General features: G+C 61.5%; 18 protein-coding genes. 10 read left to right on the plus strand and 8 right to left on the minus strand.

What is annotated here, in order from left to right; genetic code table 11:
* The first annotated feature begins 107 nt into the window (after positions 1-107).
* Both IB266_RS19285 and IB266_RS19290 read left to right on the plus strand, forming a co-directional pair.
* A complete protein-coding gene (locus tag IB266_RS19285; protein ID WP_053125250.1) occupies positions 108-665 on the plus strand; it encodes a hypoxanthine-guanine phosphoribosyltransferase in 558 nt (185 codons plus the stop codon).
* A gap of 3 nt (positions 666-668) precedes the next feature.
* Positions 669-1,142 carry a WbuC family cupin fold metalloprotein gene (locus IB266_RS19290; RefSeq protein ID WP_192262122.1) on the plus strand — a complete coding sequence of 158 codons (474 nt, stop codon included), beginning with the start codon at positions 669-671 and terminating at the stop codon, positions 1,140-1,142.
* A 126-nt stretch (positions 1,143-1,268) separates the two neighbouring features.
* Here IB266_RS19290 and dauA read toward each other — a convergent pair whose 3' ends face one another.
* Entirely contained in the window at positions 1,269-3,011 is a 1,743-nt protein-coding gene (dauA, locus tag IB266_RS19295; RefSeq protein ID WP_192262123.1) for a C4-dicarboxylic acid transporter DauA, read from the minus strand.
* Positions 3,012-3,350: 339 nt separating this feature from the next.
* On the opposite strand from dauA, the gene IB266_RS19300 reads away from it, so the two are divergent.
* The 3 genes from IB266_RS19300 to IB266_RS19310 all read left to right on the plus strand — a co-directional run bounded on the left by IB266_RS19300 (position 3,351) and on the right by IB266_RS19310 (position 4,838).
* The gene (locus tag IB266_RS19300; RefSeq protein WP_060740668.1) at positions 3,351-3,836 is read left to right on the plus strand and encodes a hypothetical protein; all 486 of its coding nucleotides are present in this window, start codon (positions 3,351-3,353) and stop codon (positions 3,834-3,836) included.
* A gap of 62 nt (positions 3,837-3,898) precedes the next feature.
* Entirely contained in the window at positions 3,899-4,186 is a 288-nt protein-coding gene (locus IB266_RS19305; protein WP_060740669.1) for a PA4642 family protein, read from the plus strand.
* A gap of 190 nt (positions 4,187-4,376) precedes the next feature.
* Positions 4,377-4,838: a hypothetical protein gene (locus IB266_RS19310; RefSeq protein WP_192262124.1), complete on the plus strand. Its 462-nt coding sequence runs from the start codon at positions 4,377-4,379 to the stop codon at positions 4,836-4,838.
* Positions 4,839-4,901: 63 nt separating this feature from the next.
* On the opposite strand, the gene mqo is transcribed toward IB266_RS19310, so the two are convergent.
* Both mqo and IB266_RS19320 read right to left on the minus strand, forming a co-directional pair.
* Positions 4,902-6,407 (minus strand): malate dehydrogenase (quinone), encoded by a 1,506-nt coding sequence (mqo, locus tag IB266_RS19315; protein WP_192262125.1) that lies wholly within the window; start codon positions 6,405-6,407, stop codon positions 4,902-4,904.
* A 737-nt stretch (positions 6,408-7,144) separates the two neighbouring features.
* Positions 7,145-7,378: a hypothetical protein gene (locus IB266_RS19320; protein ID WP_014340171.1), complete on the minus strand. Its 234-nt coding sequence runs from the start codon at positions 7,376-7,378 to the stop codon at positions 7,145-7,147.
* 205 nt (positions 7,379-7,583) lie between these two features.
* Between IB266_RS19320 and IB266_RS19325 the strand changes: the two genes are divergently transcribed.
* A complete protein-coding gene (locus tag IB266_RS19325; RefSeq protein ID WP_003205489.1) occupies positions 7,584-8,168 on the plus strand; it encodes a YajG family lipoprotein in 585 nt (194 codons plus the stop codon).
* 113 nt (positions 8,169-8,281) lie between these two features.
* Here IB266_RS19325 and IB266_RS19330 read toward each other — a convergent pair whose 3' ends face one another.
* Entirely contained in the window at positions 8,282-8,488 is a 207-nt protein-coding gene (locus IB266_RS19330; protein ID WP_003185312.1) for a hypothetical protein, read from the minus strand.
* Positions 8,489-8,753: 265 nt separating this feature from the next.
* Here IB266_RS19330 and IB266_RS19335 point away from each other — a divergent pair, with 265 nt between their 5' ends.
* Positions 8,754-9,035: a hypothetical protein gene (locus IB266_RS19335; protein WP_060740672.1), complete on the plus strand. Its 282-nt coding sequence runs from the start codon at positions 8,754-8,756 to the stop codon at positions 9,033-9,035.
* Between the two features lie 210 nt (positions 9,036-9,245).
* Here IB266_RS19335 and IB266_RS19340 read toward each other — a convergent pair whose 3' ends face one another.
* A complete protein-coding gene (locus IB266_RS19340) occupies positions 9,246-10,412 on the minus strand; it encodes a 1-acyl-sn-glycerol-3-phosphate acyltransferase (protein WP_060740673.1) in 1,167 nt (388 codons plus the stop codon).
* 139 nt (positions 10,413-10,551) lie between these two features.
* Here IB266_RS19340 and IB266_RS19345 point away from each other — a divergent pair, with 139 nt between their 5' ends.
* Genes IB266_RS19345 through IB266_RS19355 form a run of 3 tightly spaced genes read left to right on the plus strand, consistent with a single transcriptional unit; the run spans position 10,552 to position 11,668 of the window.
* Positions 10,552-10,734: a CPXCG motif-containing cysteine-rich protein gene (locus IB266_RS19345; protein WP_192262126.1), complete on the plus strand. Its 183-nt coding sequence runs from the start codon at positions 10,552-10,554 to the stop codon at positions 10,732-10,734.
* A gap of 10 nt (positions 10,735-10,744) precedes the next feature.
* Positions 10,745-11,005, plus strand: a complete 261-nt coding sequence (locus IB266_RS19350; RefSeq protein WP_024619861.1) for a putative signal transducing protein — start codon at positions 10,745-10,747, stop codon at positions 11,003-11,005.
* Between the two features lie 39 nt (positions 11,006-11,044).
* A complete protein-coding gene (locus IB266_RS19355) occupies positions 11,045-11,668 on the plus strand; it encodes an SOS response-associated peptidase (RefSeq protein WP_192262127.1) in 624 nt (207 codons plus the stop codon).
* A 138-nt stretch (positions 11,669-11,806) separates the two neighbouring features.
* Here IB266_RS19355 and IB266_RS19360 read toward each other — a convergent pair whose 3' ends face one another.
* The 3 genes from IB266_RS19360 to algW form a co-directional block, all read right to left on the minus strand.
* Positions 11,807-12,526, minus strand: a complete 720-nt coding sequence (locus IB266_RS19360; protein ID WP_192262128.1) for a DUF4198 domain-containing protein — start codon at positions 12,524-12,526, stop codon at positions 11,807-11,809.
* A gap of 13 nt (positions 12,527-12,539) precedes the next feature.
* Positions 12,540-14,645 carry a TonB-dependent siderophore receptor gene (locus tag IB266_RS19365; RefSeq protein WP_192262129.1) on the minus strand — a complete coding sequence of 702 codons (2,106 nt, stop codon included), beginning with the start codon at positions 14,643-14,645 and terminating at the stop codon, positions 12,540-12,542.
* A gap of 296 nt (positions 14,646-14,941) precedes the next feature.
* Positions 14,942-16,102 (minus strand): Do family serine endopeptidase AlgW, encoded by a 1,161-nt coding sequence (algW, locus tag IB266_RS19370; RefSeq protein WP_060740678.1) that lies wholly within the window; start codon positions 16,100-16,102, stop codon positions 14,942-14,944.
* Between the last annotated feature and the right edge of the window lie 13 nt (positions 16,103-16,115).

Here is a 16,115-nt window from a genome sequence, read left to right on the forward strand (position 1 = left end):
TTGTCCTATAGACAATACAGAACGTTAGTCCACAAACGCTTGATCTGGCCGGGCGGGATGCGTACCTTTGCCGGCTTTTCCGAACCCTGCCCCCACTGGAGAGCGCCATGTCCGCTGATCTCGAGCATATCCGTCAAATCATGCGAGAGGCTGACTGCCTGTACACCGAAGCCGAAGTCGAAGCGGCCATCGCCCGTGTCGGTGCGCAAATCAACGAGCAACTGGCCGATGCCAATCCGGTGGTGTTCTGCGTCATGAACGGCGGGCTGATTTTCTCCGGCAAGCTGCTGACCTATCTGAACTTCCCCCTGGAAGCGTCCTACCTGCACGCGACGCGTTATCGCAACGAAACCAGCGGTGGCGACCTGTTCTGGAAAGCCAAGCCGGAAGTCTCGTTCATCGACCGCGACGTGCTGATCATCGACGACATCCTCGATGAAGGTCACACCCTGGGCGCGATCATCGACTTCTGCAAACACGCCGGCGCCCGCGCCGTGCACACCGCCGTGCTGATCGACAAGGACCATGACCGCAAGGCGCGGCCGGACTTGAAAGCCGATTTCGTCGGCCTGCCGTGTATCGACCGCTACATCTTCGGCTACGGCATGGACTACAAAGGTTACTGGCGCAACGCCAATGGCATTTTCGCCGTCAAGGGGATGTAATCGATGACTCGGCCAAGTTTCCTGGAACAAGCGTTGTTCGATGAATTGGCCGAGAAAGCCGCGGCCAGTCCTCGCGGACGCCAGCACCATAACTTCCATGAGATGGATGAACCGTGCCACCGCATGGCGGTTGGCTTGCAGCCTTGCACCTACGTCCCGCCGCACCGCCACCTGAGCGCCGATAAGGCGGAAACCTTGCTGGTGCTCAAGGGGCGGCTGGGGGTGTTGATTTTCGACGAAGCCGGTGCGGTGGTCGACAAGCGCATCCTGCAGGCCGGTGGCGATTGCCTCGGCGTCGACCTGCCCTCTGGCGTGTATCACGGGTTGGTGGTGCTGGAAGCCGACAGCCTGATGTTCGAATGCAAGGCCGGTCCCTACCGGCCCGTGGGCGAGGGCGAACTGGCCCACTGGGCGCCCCGCGAAGGCGAGCCAGGCGTGGCGCAATACCACGCCTGGATGCGCGCGCAGTTCGACTGAGCACCGAATCAGTCGCCGGCACGGAGCTTTTGTGGCGAGGGAGCTTGCTCCCGCTTGGGGGCGTAGCACCCACCTGCAATTGGGGCTGTAGCCCTGCCCAGCGGGAGCAAGCTCCCTCGCCACAATTCAAGCAAGTCTTGGGTGAGCGGTGTTGCCGCCGGCCAACCATTGCTCACTCTTGACCCGCGCCTGCTCCAGGGTCTGCACATACGCCAATTGCCGCTGTTCGCGATGAATGCCGGCGCGGCGCAGTTTCAGGCGCACCCTGGGCGCGGTCGCCACCAGGATCAGGCCGATGCCGTGCTTGCGGTAATCCTTCAGGATATTTTCAAACGCAGCCAGCGCGGTCATGTCCAGCATGGGCACGGCACTCATTTCCACGACCACCACCCGAACGCCCGGGTCGAACCGGCGCAGCACATCCAGGGCTTTTTCAGCCGCGCCAAAGAACAGCGGTCCACGAATGGCGTAGCAGCGAACGTGTTCGGGCATGTCCAGCAGGGCCTGGTGAAAATCGCGCGGCAACTCGGCGCTGTCGGTCAATTCGCTCATGCGCTTGATGAACAGCCCGGCGGCCAGCAGCAGGCCGACGGCGACAGCCAGGACCATGTCGAACAGCACCGTCAGGCCCAGGCAGGTCAGCAGCACCAGCACGTCGCTGCGCGGGGCGATGCGCAGGGTGTGCAGCACATGCCCGGCTTCGCTCATGTTCCAGGCGACCATCACCAGCAGCGCGGCCAGTGCGGCCATGGGCAAGTAACTGAACAGCGGCGCCAGCAGCACAATCGCCACCAGCACCACGAGGCTGTGGATGATCGCGGCCAGCGGTGAAAAGGCGCCACTGCGCACATTGGTGGCGCTGCGGGCAATGGCGGCGGTGGCGGTGATGCCACCGAACAGCGGCGCCACCAGGTTGCCCAGGCCCTGGCCCATCAGTTCGGCATTGGGATCGTGCTTGCTGCCGGTCATGCCGTCCGCCACCACCGCGCACAACAGTGATTCGATGGCACCGAGCATGGCGATGGCAAAGGCGGGCGCCAGCAATTGGCGGATCAGGTCATAGGACAGGATCAACGGATGCCCCTGGTTGTCCGGCAGGTTCCAGGGCCAGTCGAAGCTGGGTAGGAAGGGCGGGATGCCCGGGTGAGCGATGCCATCGACGACGTAGCTGAAACGTTCGCCCAGCGTCGCAATCGGCCATCCGCCGCGCTCCATCGCCAGCCCCAGCAACGTGCCCACCAGCAGCGCCACCAGATGCCCAGGCACCCGTGGCACCCAGCGCGGCCAGGCAATCAGCACCGCCAGGCACACGGCCCCGATGACCCCATCGCCGAGACGGGCACCGGGCAGCGCCACGATCAATTCGCCCAGCTGTTCGATGTAGTGTTTGGCTTGGCCTGCGGTGGTCAGCCCCAGCAAATCCTTCAGTTGCAACGTGGCGATGACCACGCCGATGCCCGCGGTGAAGCCGAGGATGACCGGATAGGGAATGTACTGGATCAAGCGGCCGGCGCGTAACAGGCCCAGGGCGATCAGGATCAGGCCGGCGAGCATGGTGCACAACAGCAGGCCGCCCAGGCCGTATTGTTGGGTGATGGGCAGCAGGATCACCACGAACGCCGCTGTCGGCCCGCTCACGTTGAAGCGCGAGCCGCCGGTGAGGGCGATCAGCGGTGCCGCCACCAACACCGTGTACAGACCGTTCTGCGGCGGCACGCCGACGGCAATCGCCAGGGCCATGGCCAGGGGGATGGCGATAATGCCGACGGTCAGCCCGGCCACCAGATCGCCGCGCAGGCGTTCCAGGGTGTAGCCGGCACGCCAGGTCTGGCGCCAGGCGGCGAATAACGGTGGGGCGGAGAAAGCCATGAATACTCCTCGCAAGGGGGGGGCCGGCACTGGCCCCGTGGCGAGGGAGCTTGCTCCCGTTGGGCTGCGCCCGTAGGAGCTGTCGAGTGCAACGAGGCTGCGATCTTTCCCCTGTCACTTGAGTCTCAAGCGAAAGATCAAAAGATCGCAGCCTTCGGCAGCTCCTACCAAACCCAGCGGGAGCAAGCTCCCTCGCCACAAAGGCATGCATCAGTGATATCGATGCTGATGGCCTCTTTGAGTATGCCGCGCCCGCTGTCCGGATGTATTGATCCGGATCGCTTATTTTTACTGTCCGTGCTCATGCTAGAGTGCCCGGCCAAGATTCTGGAGGTTGTCATGCGTGTATCGATCCGCCGCTGCGCCACTTCACTGTTGATCGCCAGCCTGCCTTTGACGGCCGTGGCCGCGCCGATGCACAGCCAGTTCCTGCCGCCGGATGACCTGGTGGTGCGCCAGGAACAGCCCGAACAGCAGCAGTTGCTGCAAGTGACCGAGTATTCGGTGGTGCTGGGGAACCAGCGCCAGTCCAACCAGCAACCGATCCCGGTCACTTCGCCTTTGCTGGTCCGTCTCAAGGGCAAGTCCTTGAACAAGGGGGCGACCATCAGCCAGGTGATCCTCAACTTCGACGGCGAAAGCAAAAGCTTGAAGAAACCGGCCTTCGACGAGGCGAGCAAGACCCTGACACTGTCTTATCCACAGGCCCAGTACCGGGTGGTCATCGATCTGTTGCGCAACAACACGGTCTACGTGCAGTTCCTCACCTACGCCAACGGCCATATCTGGGCCGACCTGCACACCGGCATCGAACGCCCGCGTTGAGCCCCGAGGCCTGCCGGGGGTAAACTGCCCGCCCCCGTGAATTGTGCGAGTTGGAGCCGGCAATGCGTAAAGACAAGAAACAAGTGATTGGCGACGAGATTGGCGACGAGCAGATCAAGCTGTTCCTCAATTTCGAACCGGTCGATGCCACTTCGCCGTCGTTGCACAAACTGATCAAGGCCTACCGTGGCCTGCGGGTCGATGATTTCGAGCGTTTCCTGACGTTCTTCGTCGAGGCCGGCCATGACCTCGACGGCAAGGATGAGCACGGCAACGATTTCGTTGCGTTGATCCAGGACCAGCGTAATGCCGAGGAATACATCGAGTTGATCAACAAGGCGCGCCGCTGAGTTGAACCCCTGTCAACGCTCTTCGGAGCGTTGAGTCGTTCGGGCTGATCGCAACTAATCTCTTCTTCTGCAAGTTGCTCCGAAAGGTTATGTCACCATTCGGGCTGTTTTGTTTTATTTGAATTTCCATTACTTTTGCGCCGAAGCCAAGTGGCTTTGACGTCATCGTTTAAATGGAGCTGTATTCATCATGGAAGATCAAAAGAAGTTTGTCGCCGGGGTGTTGTTGTCCCTGGCGGCGTGTCTGGCAAGTTCCGCTTCCTGTGCGCGGGATGAAATTGTCAATGTCGAAGTCTATAACGCAACCGCCGCCGTCATCGTTCCCGGCAGAGATTTTACCTGGACGCAGAATCCGGCCAATGCCGGCCACAGCTTTTCGATAAACCCGGGCGAGAGCCAGGAATTAACCTACTACCTGCCCCAGTCACGCGCCGAGCGAGAGGCCTTCAGCTATACGCAAGGCAGCCGAACCTGTCATTTCAGCTTTGGACATGTCGCAAGGGCACCGGGCAATGATAAAGAGGCAATGCCTTATCATCGCTGGGTCAAGGCGGAGCCGGCGGGTTCCTGTGTCGCTGAATTGTTTTATGTTGAAGATGATGACGACTATGTCAGTCACGGTGGAACACGCGTCAAATTCAGCATGAACTAACACCGAGGAAATAAAAAAGCCTCCCGTCTGCACGGGAGGCTTTTTTATATTAGCGGCAAGGTGTCAGGCGTAACTTTGAGCCTTGCTGTCTTCAACCAACTCCAACGCAATGTTGTTCTGCGCGTTGATCTTGCGATACAGCGCCGCGTCGGTTTCCAGCACTTTTTCCCGGGCCGGGAATATCTCTGCGAGCTTGTCAGCCCATTCGCCCTTGGCCTTGTCCGGGAAGCAGCGCTCGATCAGTTCCAGCATGATCGATACGGTCACCGAAGCACCCGGCGATGCGCCGAGCAGGGCGGCGAGGCTGCCGTCCTTGGCCGCCACCAGTTCGGTGCCGAACTGTAGGACGCCACCTTTCTTCGGGTCTTTCTTGATGATCTGCACCCGTTGGCCGGCCACTTCCAGGCGCCAGTCTTCGGCTTTCGCCTCGGGGTAGAAGCGACGCAGGGATTCCAGGCGCTGCTCCATGGACTGCATCACTTCGCTGATCAGGTACTTGGTCAGGTCCATGTTGTCCCGGGCCACGGCCAGCATCGGGCCGATGTTGCCAGCGCGTACCGACAGCGGCAGGTCCATGATCGAACCGTGCTTGAGGAACTTGGTGGTGAAACCGGCGTATGGTCCGAACAGCAGGGATTTCTTGCCGTCGACCACGCGGGTGTCCAGGTGCGGCACCGACATTGGCGGCGAGCCCACGGCGGCCTGGCTGTAGACCTTGGCCTGATGGTGCTTGACCACTTCCGGGTTGTCGCAACGCAGCCACTGGCCGCTGACCGGGAAGCCACCGAAGCCCTTGCTTTCCTCGATGCCCGAGGCTTGCAGCAGCGGCAAGGCCGCGCCGCCGGCACCGAGGAACACGAACTTGGCGTCGACTTCGCGGGTGCTGCCGGAGTTGACGTCCTTGATGCTTACGGTCCAGCCGCTGCCGTTGCGCTTGAGGCCGGTGACGCGCTTGCAGTACTTGACCTGGGTGTCCGGGGCGCTGGTCAGGTGCTTGAGCAACTGATTGGTCAGGGCGCCGAAGTTGACGTCGGTACCGTTCATGACGCGGGTGGCGGCGATGACTTCATCGTCCGGCCGGCCAGGCATCATCAACGGCATCCACTCGGCCATCTGGCCTTTGTCTTCGGTGTATTCCATGTCGGCGAAGGCGTGATGCTGGCGCATCAGCTCGAAGCGCTTCTTCAGGAACGCCACGCCTTTGTCACCCTGTACGAAACTCAGGTGTGGCACCGGGGCGATGAAGGACTTGGAGGAGCCGAACGTGCCTTTCTGGGTCAGGTACGTCCAGAACTGCTTCGACACTTCGAACTGGGTGTTGATGTGCACGGCTTTCTTGATGTCGACCGTACCGTCGGCCGCCTGGGGCGTGTAGTTGAGCTCACACAGCCCGGCGTGGCCGGTGCCGGCGTTGTTCCACGGGTTGGAACTCTCCGCGGCACCGGAGTCCATCAGCTCGACGACTTCCAGCGAGATCGCGGGGTCGAGCTCCTTGAGCAGCACGGCCAGGGTGGCACTCATGATGCCGGCCCCTACCAGAACTACATCGACTGCTTCGTTATGCGCCATTTAACGCGTCTCCAAAATCTGCAGCACCAAATTGTCGGCATAGCGGCCAGGAGTGGCGGGGCAGGTCAGTTGCGCCCCAGTTATCCATGGCCAGGATCGCCATGTCCGAATCTTCGCAATTTTTCGCACCTACTGCGGATGCATGCAGCCTGGCCTCAAGAGTCACATGAACTCATTTAAGCGCCGGGCAGGCAATTCGACTTATGGCCGAGACATCCGTTCGTGCAACCAAATCCGTAGCGGACAGGCTTCAGGCGCCGGTTCTTGAGCGATATCCGGTCCTGTGTCGTTGGGCTGTTTCAGACGCTAATGGTGCTTGTTCAGACGCAAAACTCTTCATTTGCTCGCCACACTCTCGTGAAGTTGTGAAAACCCGTTTTTTCACGCTCTTTTGAAGACGTGAACCTCAAAAAAGGGCTGTCCCAGCCTGGCACCGTGCCCGGTTTGGTTGCCCCCATGGAGTACATGACAGGCAAAACAGGCAGACAGCTCAGTGACCGAGCGTAATGACAGCTCTGCAGATTCGCGAAAAGTGGTGATTTGCCTGGAGAACAGCAAGCGCGCCAGCTTCACTCGATCTGTGTGGGCGGCTCTCTGTGGGCGGTGCGGGGTGCCAATACCAGCGCATCAGCGGTGTTGCGAGGCCCGATCAGGAGACGTCCTTATAATCGGGGGGAGATTGTATCGAAGAAACGCAGGGAAATGGTCGTGTTTAATGACTTTTATTAGCCGTCCGGTCAGATGGTCAACAGTTGCCGGTTGCGTGCGCGGGCACGAAGCGGTTGCACGCGGGCGCTGGCGGGCAATGGCTGGTGCAACCAGTTGAGGCGGATTTCGTCGATTTCCACCCAGCCCTCGCCCATGGGTTGCAGGCTGCACTGCTTGAAGGCCTGGCAACGGCCGTTGCGATCGAGCAGGGCGAAGCTGCGGTGATGGGGACGCGGGGTGAACAGGGAAATGAGGAAGCGCATGAGCGAATACCGGGTCAGGGAGCTTGGAGCAAGCCTGACAGCGGGCCATGACATGCCAATGTAAGGACCGTGACAATGGGGTGACAGGAACCGGCAATCACGGCCCGTGTCAGACATTTCAGTATTCATCGTGCGACGCTAGTTCACGGCGATGGCGCACCGCTATACTGCCGGCCTGTTTGTGCCCGATTCTGGAGAGAAGAGCATGTTGCAACGCCTGTTGTTCGGTTTGATCGCTGTGACCAGTCTGACCCTCGTCGGCTGCGCCCACAGCCCGCAACAACTTAACCCGGAGCCCAAGCTCAATGCCCAACTGGCGCCTGTGGGTCGTGGCCAGCCGGTGGTGGTGCGGGTCGTGGACGGTCGTCCGTCGCCGACGCTCGGCACCCGTGGTGGGCTGTACCCGGAAACCAGCGTGATCACGGTGCAGGGTGCGCAGATCCTGCCCAAGCTGCAGGCCCAGGCTGAAGCAGCGGTGCGTTTGCTGGGCTTCACGCCGACAGCCAATGCCTTGAATGCACCGCAGTTGACCGTGACCCTGGCTGAGCTCAAGTATCAGTCGCCCAAGGAAGGCATGTACGTGACCGAAGCCACCATCGGCGCGACCTTCCGCTCCGACGTGCAGAACGCCAACCGCCGCTACAGCGGGCGTTACGGGGCGTCCCTGGACCAGCGCTTCGGCATGGCGCCCAACCAGGACACCAACACCAAGCTGGTCAGCGACGTGTTGAGCGATGCCCTGACCCGGCTGTTCAAGGACCCGACCATTGGCCAGGTGCTGGCTGAGTAAGCATTAAGTCTGCAACCCCGTGGGAGCGAGCTTGCTCGCGATAGCTGAGTGTCAGCCATTTCGATGTTGGCTGATCCACCGCTATCGCGAGCAAGCTCGCTCCCACAGTTTTTTCAGGCAGCCTGGGAATAGAATTCCAGCACGCTGATCCCGGTCAGCAGGTCTGTCTCAGGCAGGTCGGCATGTTGATGGCCGCCGAGGGCGCAGTACACCAGCCAATGGCGGTCCTGCACATTGAAGGACAGGCTGTCGACGAGGTTCTGTTGTTCGTCGCTTGGGCTGATGAGATAGAGGCGATCCTGGTTTTCGGCGTGCAGCATGACGGGTTCCGTGCGGGTTTGAAGGGCGACAGAGTGGCCTATTCAGATGACGAAACCGTGACGGGGGAAATTAAGCCAAGGCTTGATTGCGAAGCCTGTGGCGAGGGAGCAAGCTCCCTCGCCACGAAGTTACCAGGCCATTATCCCAGCCGGTCGTTACTGGTCGGAAAAAACGGTGCAGGACGGCAGGCTTTCGGTAGAATCCGCGCCCTGTTCGTAGGCCACGGGCGTGTCTGTCCTGTCCGTTTTTCGCTTGAGGTTCGTGATGTCGCTGCATCTGTTTTCGTTGTTCGCTGCCCACCCCGCCAAACTGATCAACCTGCTCGCGTTGCTGTTTGCCTGCCCTGGCGGCTGGGTGCTGCACGCGACGCGTCGCCGTGAACAACGGGCGCGAGCCTGCCTGCAAGCACGCAATGGCAATGGCGAGGAGCGCTTCGAAGCACTGCTGGACCTGGCCACCCAGCGCATGAACCGGTTTTTCTATCGGTTCGGCTTTGGCTGCCTGGCGCTGGCGTTGCTGGTGTCGTGGATCAGTACGCAGTTCTGATGAGATAACCGTTTTGATCGGGGCATGGTGGCCTGTGGCGAGGGGATTTATCCCCGCTGGGCTGCGCAGCAGCCCCAAACCCTGACAGCTCGGTAAGTCTGGTCGATCACATCAACCTGATCAGGGCTGCTACGCAGCCCAACGGGGATAAATCCCCTCGCCACAGCAAGCTCCCTCGCCACAGGGAACCCGTGTCCTCAGACCTGTCGCTTAAAGCGCCAACCCCGCCTTGACCCGATACTGATTACGCACCGGCGTCGCATATTGCAGCACCAGGAACGGCCGGTGTTCCGGCGGGCAAGCGTCCAGCCGGCGCTGCCATTCTTCCTGGGCCTTGGCCAGTTCATCGGCACCAAACACCTCGGCCGCCGTCGGCACCTGCAACTGCGGGTCGGCGTCGGCCCATTGGGCGTAAGCCAGGTAATGCACCGGGAACAGGCGGTAGCCGCCGAGAATCTGCCGGTCCATTTCCAGGGCCAATTGCTTGGTGTCCTCGAACAGCTCGGTGATGGGCGCGGCGAAATTCACGTGGACCCGGCCCTTGTAGCCGGTGATGCCCTTGGCGATGCTCACGTCGTCCTCGCCCGGTGCCTTGGTGTAGGTGCCGGTAGTGGCGCGGATGTACAGCTCGCGGGCCTTGGCCTGGTCGCACGGGTCATATTCGTAGCTGATCGACACCGGCGTGAGGTTCAGCGACTGGATCACCTCGCCGAACGGCTCGTCCTTGCGGCTCATGTGGAACATCTTGAGGATCGCCGATTCGGTCCGGTCGTCGCCGTCCTTGGCCCGCCCTTCGGCCTGGGCGATCCAGATCGAGGCGCAGTCGTTGCGGATCGAATGGTTGATGTACGCCGACAGCAACTGGTACGCCGCCATTTTTTCCCGCCGTCCGGTGATGGAACGGTGCACGATGAAGCTCTTGTTCAGGCGCATCAGGTCACTGACAAAAGGCTTTTGCAGCAGATTGTCGCCAATGGCGATGCGCGGCGTCGGCAGGCCGGCGTGGTACACGGCGTAGTTGACGAAGGCCGGGTCCATCACGATATCGCGGTGGTTGGCGATGAACAGGTACGCACTGCCGGACTTGAATTGCTCCACGCCGGTGTAGGTCACGCCATCGGTGGCGCGCTCGATGGTGTGGTCGACATAGAACTCCACCTTGTCCTGCAAAGTGGCGACCGACGTCACACCGGCGAACTCACGGCGCAATCTTTGCGCTATAAGGGGTTTGAGCATCCAGCCGAAGGCGCCGGCCAGGCGTGGGAAGCGGAAGTGGGTGAGGATATCTAGAAACGCCTTGTCGCCGAGCAGCCGTGCCAGCACCGCTGGGACTTCGCTGTCGTCGTAAGGTCGGATGGCATCGAATTCGCCCATCATGCTCTCTTGTTGGAAACGGCTAGGGTAAGTAAAGGTTCGATCGAAAAAACGACGGGGCACGGCCTGGAAGATAAGCCAGACGAAAATAGCCCTGCAAATAGACCGGCGATTATACGCACAAGTCACTTGGGAGACCGCGATGCTGGAGCAGGCTCGTTATGATTGTCCCTATTGCGGGGAGAATGTGGAGACAACCGTGGACTTGTCCGGTGGCGACCAGACCTACATCGAGGACTGTCAGGTGTGCTGTCGACCGATCACCTTTGTGCTGCAGGTCCATGGCGAGGAATGGCATCTCGAAGTCTTCAGCGAAAACGAATGATGGGGCGCCCATGCAGCGAATCTACGAACTGGAAAACCTGATGGAAGGCGAATTGTTGCAAGGGATGCTTGCGAGCGAAGGCATCACGGCGCATCTGGTGGGGCGTGATTTGCTCGGCGGCGCGGGGGAGTTGCCCATGCAGGGCCTGCTGGGGCTGGCGGTGGAGGACGAGCAGGCGCAATACGCCCGTGAGTTGATCGCCGCGTACAATGTCGCGTTGCCGCTGCCCGGCGATGAACCGGACAGCTACCCCGGCACGCTGGTCTGTTAGGCTGGCGGTCGTTCGTTCGATCAAGAGTCGTGTTGCCCCATGTGTGGACGTTATGCCCTGTTTCGCTGGAACCCCACCTTTGCGGCCCTGCCCGGTTTTCCCGCCGATCAGAAGGCCCAGTGGAATATTTCGCCCAACGATTCGGTGCTGATGCTGCGGGCCGGCGCCGAGGGCCAGCGCGAGCTGGCTCGGGCGCGCTGGGGCCTGACGCCGCCGTGGCTGACCGACTTGTCCCGCACCCCGGCCCATGCCCGGGCCGAAACCGTGGCCGAGCAGCCGATGTTTCGTGAGGCCTTGCGCCTGCGCCGCTGCCTGCTGCCGGCCAACGGCTTTTATGAATGGCGCGGCGGCACGCGCAAGCGTCCGTACTGGTTGACGCCGGGGGAGGGTTCGTCGCTGTTTTTTGCCGCGATCTGGGAAGCGTATCCGGTGCAGGAGCAGGTCTGGCTGAGCACAGCGGTCATCACCCAGCCGGCGGCGGGCCAGCGCCGGCCGTTGATCCTGGACGAAGAAGGCCAGCGCCTGTGGCTCGACCCGCAGACACCGCTGCATGCCTTGCAAGGGTTGCTGGCAAGCGAGCCGGCGCCACTGCGCGAGCGGGTATTGGCCAATATGGTCAATGATCCGAAGCTCAATGGGCCGGAGTGCTTGACTCCGGCTTGAGCTTTGCGGTGATTGTGCCGGCCTCATCGCGAGCAAGCTCGCTCCCACAGTGGGTTATTGGGGTGTTCACAAAAAATGTGTTCACCGCCTATCTCCTGTGGGAGCGAGCTTGCTCGCGATGGCGTCGTGTCAATCAACCTAATCGTGATGCGGTTCGCCCAGGAAGGTCAGCGAGGTGAACACGCCGCGGCTGGCCACGTCCTTGTTGTCCTTGAGTGCAATTTCCATCTGCGCCGCGATCACATTCAGGCCTTCGTTGCGCACCAGTACCTTGGCCCGGCCTTCTGCGTCGGTTTCAGTCGAGACGGTGTTCGGCGCGCTGCGGTAGTCGCCCACCAGTTTCACACCGGCCGCCGGTTTGCCATCCAGCAGCACCCGTACCGGCAATGACTGGCCCGGGCCTACGGTCAACGGGTCGACTTCCGGCAGGATCACGAACTTGATCGGTGCAAGCGCCGGCAGTTTCGCCCCCGGCTCATAGATTGCCAGGCTGTACTTGAACGTTTGGGTCGACTCGATCGCCCCGGGTACTTTGCTGCGGCCTTCATTGATCCACTTCTTGTCCGCCGTCTGGGACCACATGCCATTGTCCAGCGCCACCGCCAGCACGGCCGGTGGCTTGAGCGGTTGCAGGCGGGCGTGGTCCGGCAGGCGCTCTACGGTGACCGGAATCATCTTGCCGCCCAGGTCATAGGCCCAGGCACCGCTGATTTTCTGCGCCTTGAAGGCATTGTCTTCGGCGCCGTGGCCGTAGATCACTTCGATGTTGCCGCGACGCTGTTCGGTCCACAGGCCATGGGCCGAGGCCTGTGTAGCCAGGAGCAGGCCGAGCAGGGCGAAGGTCTTGGGGTGTTTCATGCCGTTTTTCCTTTTACAGAGCGAGGGTAAGACTGACGGTGAAGTTGCGCGGCTCGCCGGGGGTGACCCAGTAGTTGCTGTAGGCGCGTTCGTAGTACTTTTCGTCGAAGACGTTGTTCAGGTTCAGGCCCACGGTGACGTCGTCGCTGGCCTTGTAATGGGCCAGCAGGTCCACGGTGTGATAGGCCGGTAGTTCGAAATCCTTGCCGGCTTCGCCCGAGCGATCGCCGACGTAAGTGAGCGCCGCGCCGACATCCGAACCGCGCAGGTGCCCGTCCTGGAATTCGTAGACCCCCAGCACGCTGCCGCTGTGTTTGGCGACACCGAGGATCCGGCTGCCTGTGGGAATGGTTTCGTCGCCCTTGGTCACTTCGGCATCGATGTAGGCATAGGCGCCGATCACGCGCACGGCGTCGGTCACCTGCCCAGTCACTTGCAGGTCGATGCCCTGGCTGCGAGCCTTGCCGATGGCGCGGCTGAAGTCGGTCCCGGCGACCGGGCTCAGGACGTTTTCCTTCTCTATATGGAAGGCCGCCAGGGTGGTGCTCAGGCGATCGTCGAACCACTCGCTCTTGATCCCCACTTCATAGCCCACCCCTTCCTCGGGATCGAAAGTCTTGCCACTGGCATCCAGGCCGTTGTTGGGCTTGAACGAGGTGGAGGCGTTGGCGAACAGCCCGACTTCGGGTGTCAGTTGATACAGCAGGCCGGCCCGCTGCGTCAGGGTGTCGTGGCGCTGGCGGCTGGTTTTACTGCGGGTGTGGTCGTCGATGCTCTGCTCGAAATGCTCATACCGCACGCCGAGCATGCCCCGCAGCTTGTCAGTGAAGATGATCTGGTCCTGCAGGTTCAGCGCGCGGCTTTGCACGTGTTCGAAGAAGTCTGTGCCGGTCCGGGCACCATTGGGTTTCGGCTGGCCGTAGATCGGCTGATAGAGGTCGATGGGGTAGGTGCTGCCACCGATGGTGGTCACGCGCTCGTTCTTGCGGTAGTCCTCGTATTCGCTGCCGACCAGCAGTTCGTGCTGCCAGGGGCCGAGGTCGAACAGGCCGCGCAATTCCAGTTGGGTGATGCTGTCGTGCCAATTGTTGTCGCGCTCGCGATAGCGGCGGTTCACCGTATGGCCGTCGGCGTTCAGCGGGCGCGCTTCAGAGGCGAAGCCCCAGAGTTCACCTTGTTTGTAGTGGCTGGCCAGGCGCAATTGCCAGGTGTCGTTGAGCTGATGTTCGAGGGCGGCCTGGAGCATGTTGTTGTGATTGTCGATGTCGCCATCGTTGGGTTCGCCCAAAAAGGTCGAACGGGAAACGCCGCTCCAGCGATTGTTCGGGGCGACGATGCCACGGTCGAACGTCGAGCTGTGACGCACGATTTCGCTTTCCACCAGCAACCGCGTGTCGGGGTTCAATTGCCAACTGATGGAAGGCGCGATGAAAACGCGCTTGCTGTCGACGTGATCGCGAAAGCTGTGGTTGTCCTCGACCGCCAGGTTGACCCGCGACAGCAACTGGCCCTCGGCGTCCAGGGGTGTGTTGACGTCCAGTGCGGTGCGGTAGCGGTCCCAACTGCCGGCGCTGGTCTGCAGGGTGGTGAAGGCTTCCGGTTGCGGTTTCTTGGTGACAATGTTCACCGTACCGCCGGGATCGCCCCGGCCATACAGGCTGGCGGCGGGCCCCTTGAGCACTTCGATGCGTTCGATGTTCGCGGCGTCCGGTGTGCTCGGATAACCGCGGTTGGCGCTGAAGCCGTCCTTGTAGAACTCCGACGTCGTGAAGCCGCGCACGCTGTATTCGTAGAGCGTCAGGCCGCCGAAGTTGTTCTGCTTCGACACACCGCCGGCATATTCCAAGGCCCGCTCGACGCTGGTGCTGCCCAGGTCCTTGAGCACGCTGGCGGGAATCACACTGATCGATTGCGGGATGTCGCGCAGGGCTGTGTCGGTTTTGGTCGCACTGGCAGAGCGGGTGGCGCGATAGCCCGTGACAGGGCCGGTGGGGGATTCGTAGTCGGACGTCACGGTGATGGCGTCCAGTTCCAGGGGCTGGATTTCCTCGGCGTAGGCCGGATCGCCCAGTAGCCCTAGGGCGAGGCTGGCAGCTGAAATCCGTTTTAGGGGTGGCATGTTATATTGTTCCAATTTTTAGTATTGAAACAATATAACACTACTAATGAGAATTTATGCTATCTGTAATTTCAAGTGGAATCTGGATAGGTTTGCCAGGGGGATAACATTGGAGTGCAGGTAGGCATCTTTGTGGCGAGGGGATTTATCCCCGTTCGGCTGCGCAGCAGCCGTAGACCCGTTGGTGCGGTTTGTCTGATGGACCGCGGTATCTGATTTTGGGGTTGCTGCGCAACCCAGCGGGGATAAATCCCCTCGCCACAATTTTTTTCAGGCGCCCAGGATGTGCCCTGCGGCTACTGCTCTTCCTTGAGCACTACCGGCGCCGGCGGTGGGCGCAGGCCGATTTCGGCGGTGAGCTTGAGCTCCTTGCCGTTGCGCATGACCTGGATCGTCACCTTGTCGGTGGGCTTGATCCGCGCCACCTGGTTCATCGAGCGGCGGCCATCGCCGGCCGGTTCGCCATCGATGCTCAGGATCACATCGCCCAGTTGCAGGCCGGCCTTCTGCGCCGGACCGTCGCGGAAAATTCCCGCCACCACGATACCGGGCCGCCCGGACAAGCCGAAGGACTCCGCCAGCTCCTGGGTCAGCGGCTGGACTTCGATGCCCAGCCAGCCACGGATCACCTGGCCGTGTTCGATGATCGACTTCATCACCTCCATCGCCAGCTTCACCGGAATGGCGAAACCGATGCCCTGGCTGCCGCCCGACTTGGAAAAGATCGCCGTGTTGATCCCGGTGAGGTTGCCGTTGGCATCCACCAGCGCGCCGCCGGAGTTGCCGGGGTTGATCGCGGCGTCGGTCTGGATGAAGTCCTCATAGTTGTTGAGGCCCAACTGATTGCGTCCGGTGGCGCTGATGATGCCCATGGTCACGGTCTGGCCGACGCCGAACGGGTTGCCGATGGCCAGGGTCACGTCGCCGATGCGAATGCTGTCGGAGCGGCCGATGGTGATGGCCGGCAGGTTCTTGAGGTCGATCTTCAGCACCGCGAGGTCGGTTTCCGGGTCGCTGCCGATCACCCGAGCCAGGGTTTCACGGCCGTCCTTGAGGGCCACCACGATCTGGTCGGCACCGGCGGTGACGTGGTTGTTGGTCAGGATGTAGCCTTCCGGGCTCATGATCACGCCCGAGCCCAGGCTCGACTCCATGCGCTTCTGCTTGGGCGAGTTGTCGCCGAAGAAGCGCCGGAACTGCGGGTCTTCGAACAGCGGATGGCTGGGCTTGTTGATGACCTTGGTGGTGTACAGGTTCACCACGGCCGGCGCGGCGGTGGTCACGGCGTCGGCATAGGACACCGGCCCCTGCTGCACCGCCTTGGTTTGCGGCGCTTGCTGCAGGTTGACGTCGAGGCTCGGCAGGCCGACCCATTCCGGGTAGCGCTGGATAATCAGTAGAGCGACAAGCACGCCGGCCAACAGCGGCCAGCCGGAAAAACGCAGCGCCTTGAGCATTAAGCACGTCCTA

Source organism: Pseudomonas sp. Pdm06 (genome assembly GCF_014851795.1).
GTDB lineage: Bacteria > Pseudomonadota > Gammaproteobacteria > Pseudomonadales > Pseudomonadaceae > Aquipseudomonas > Aquipseudomonas fluorescens_AA.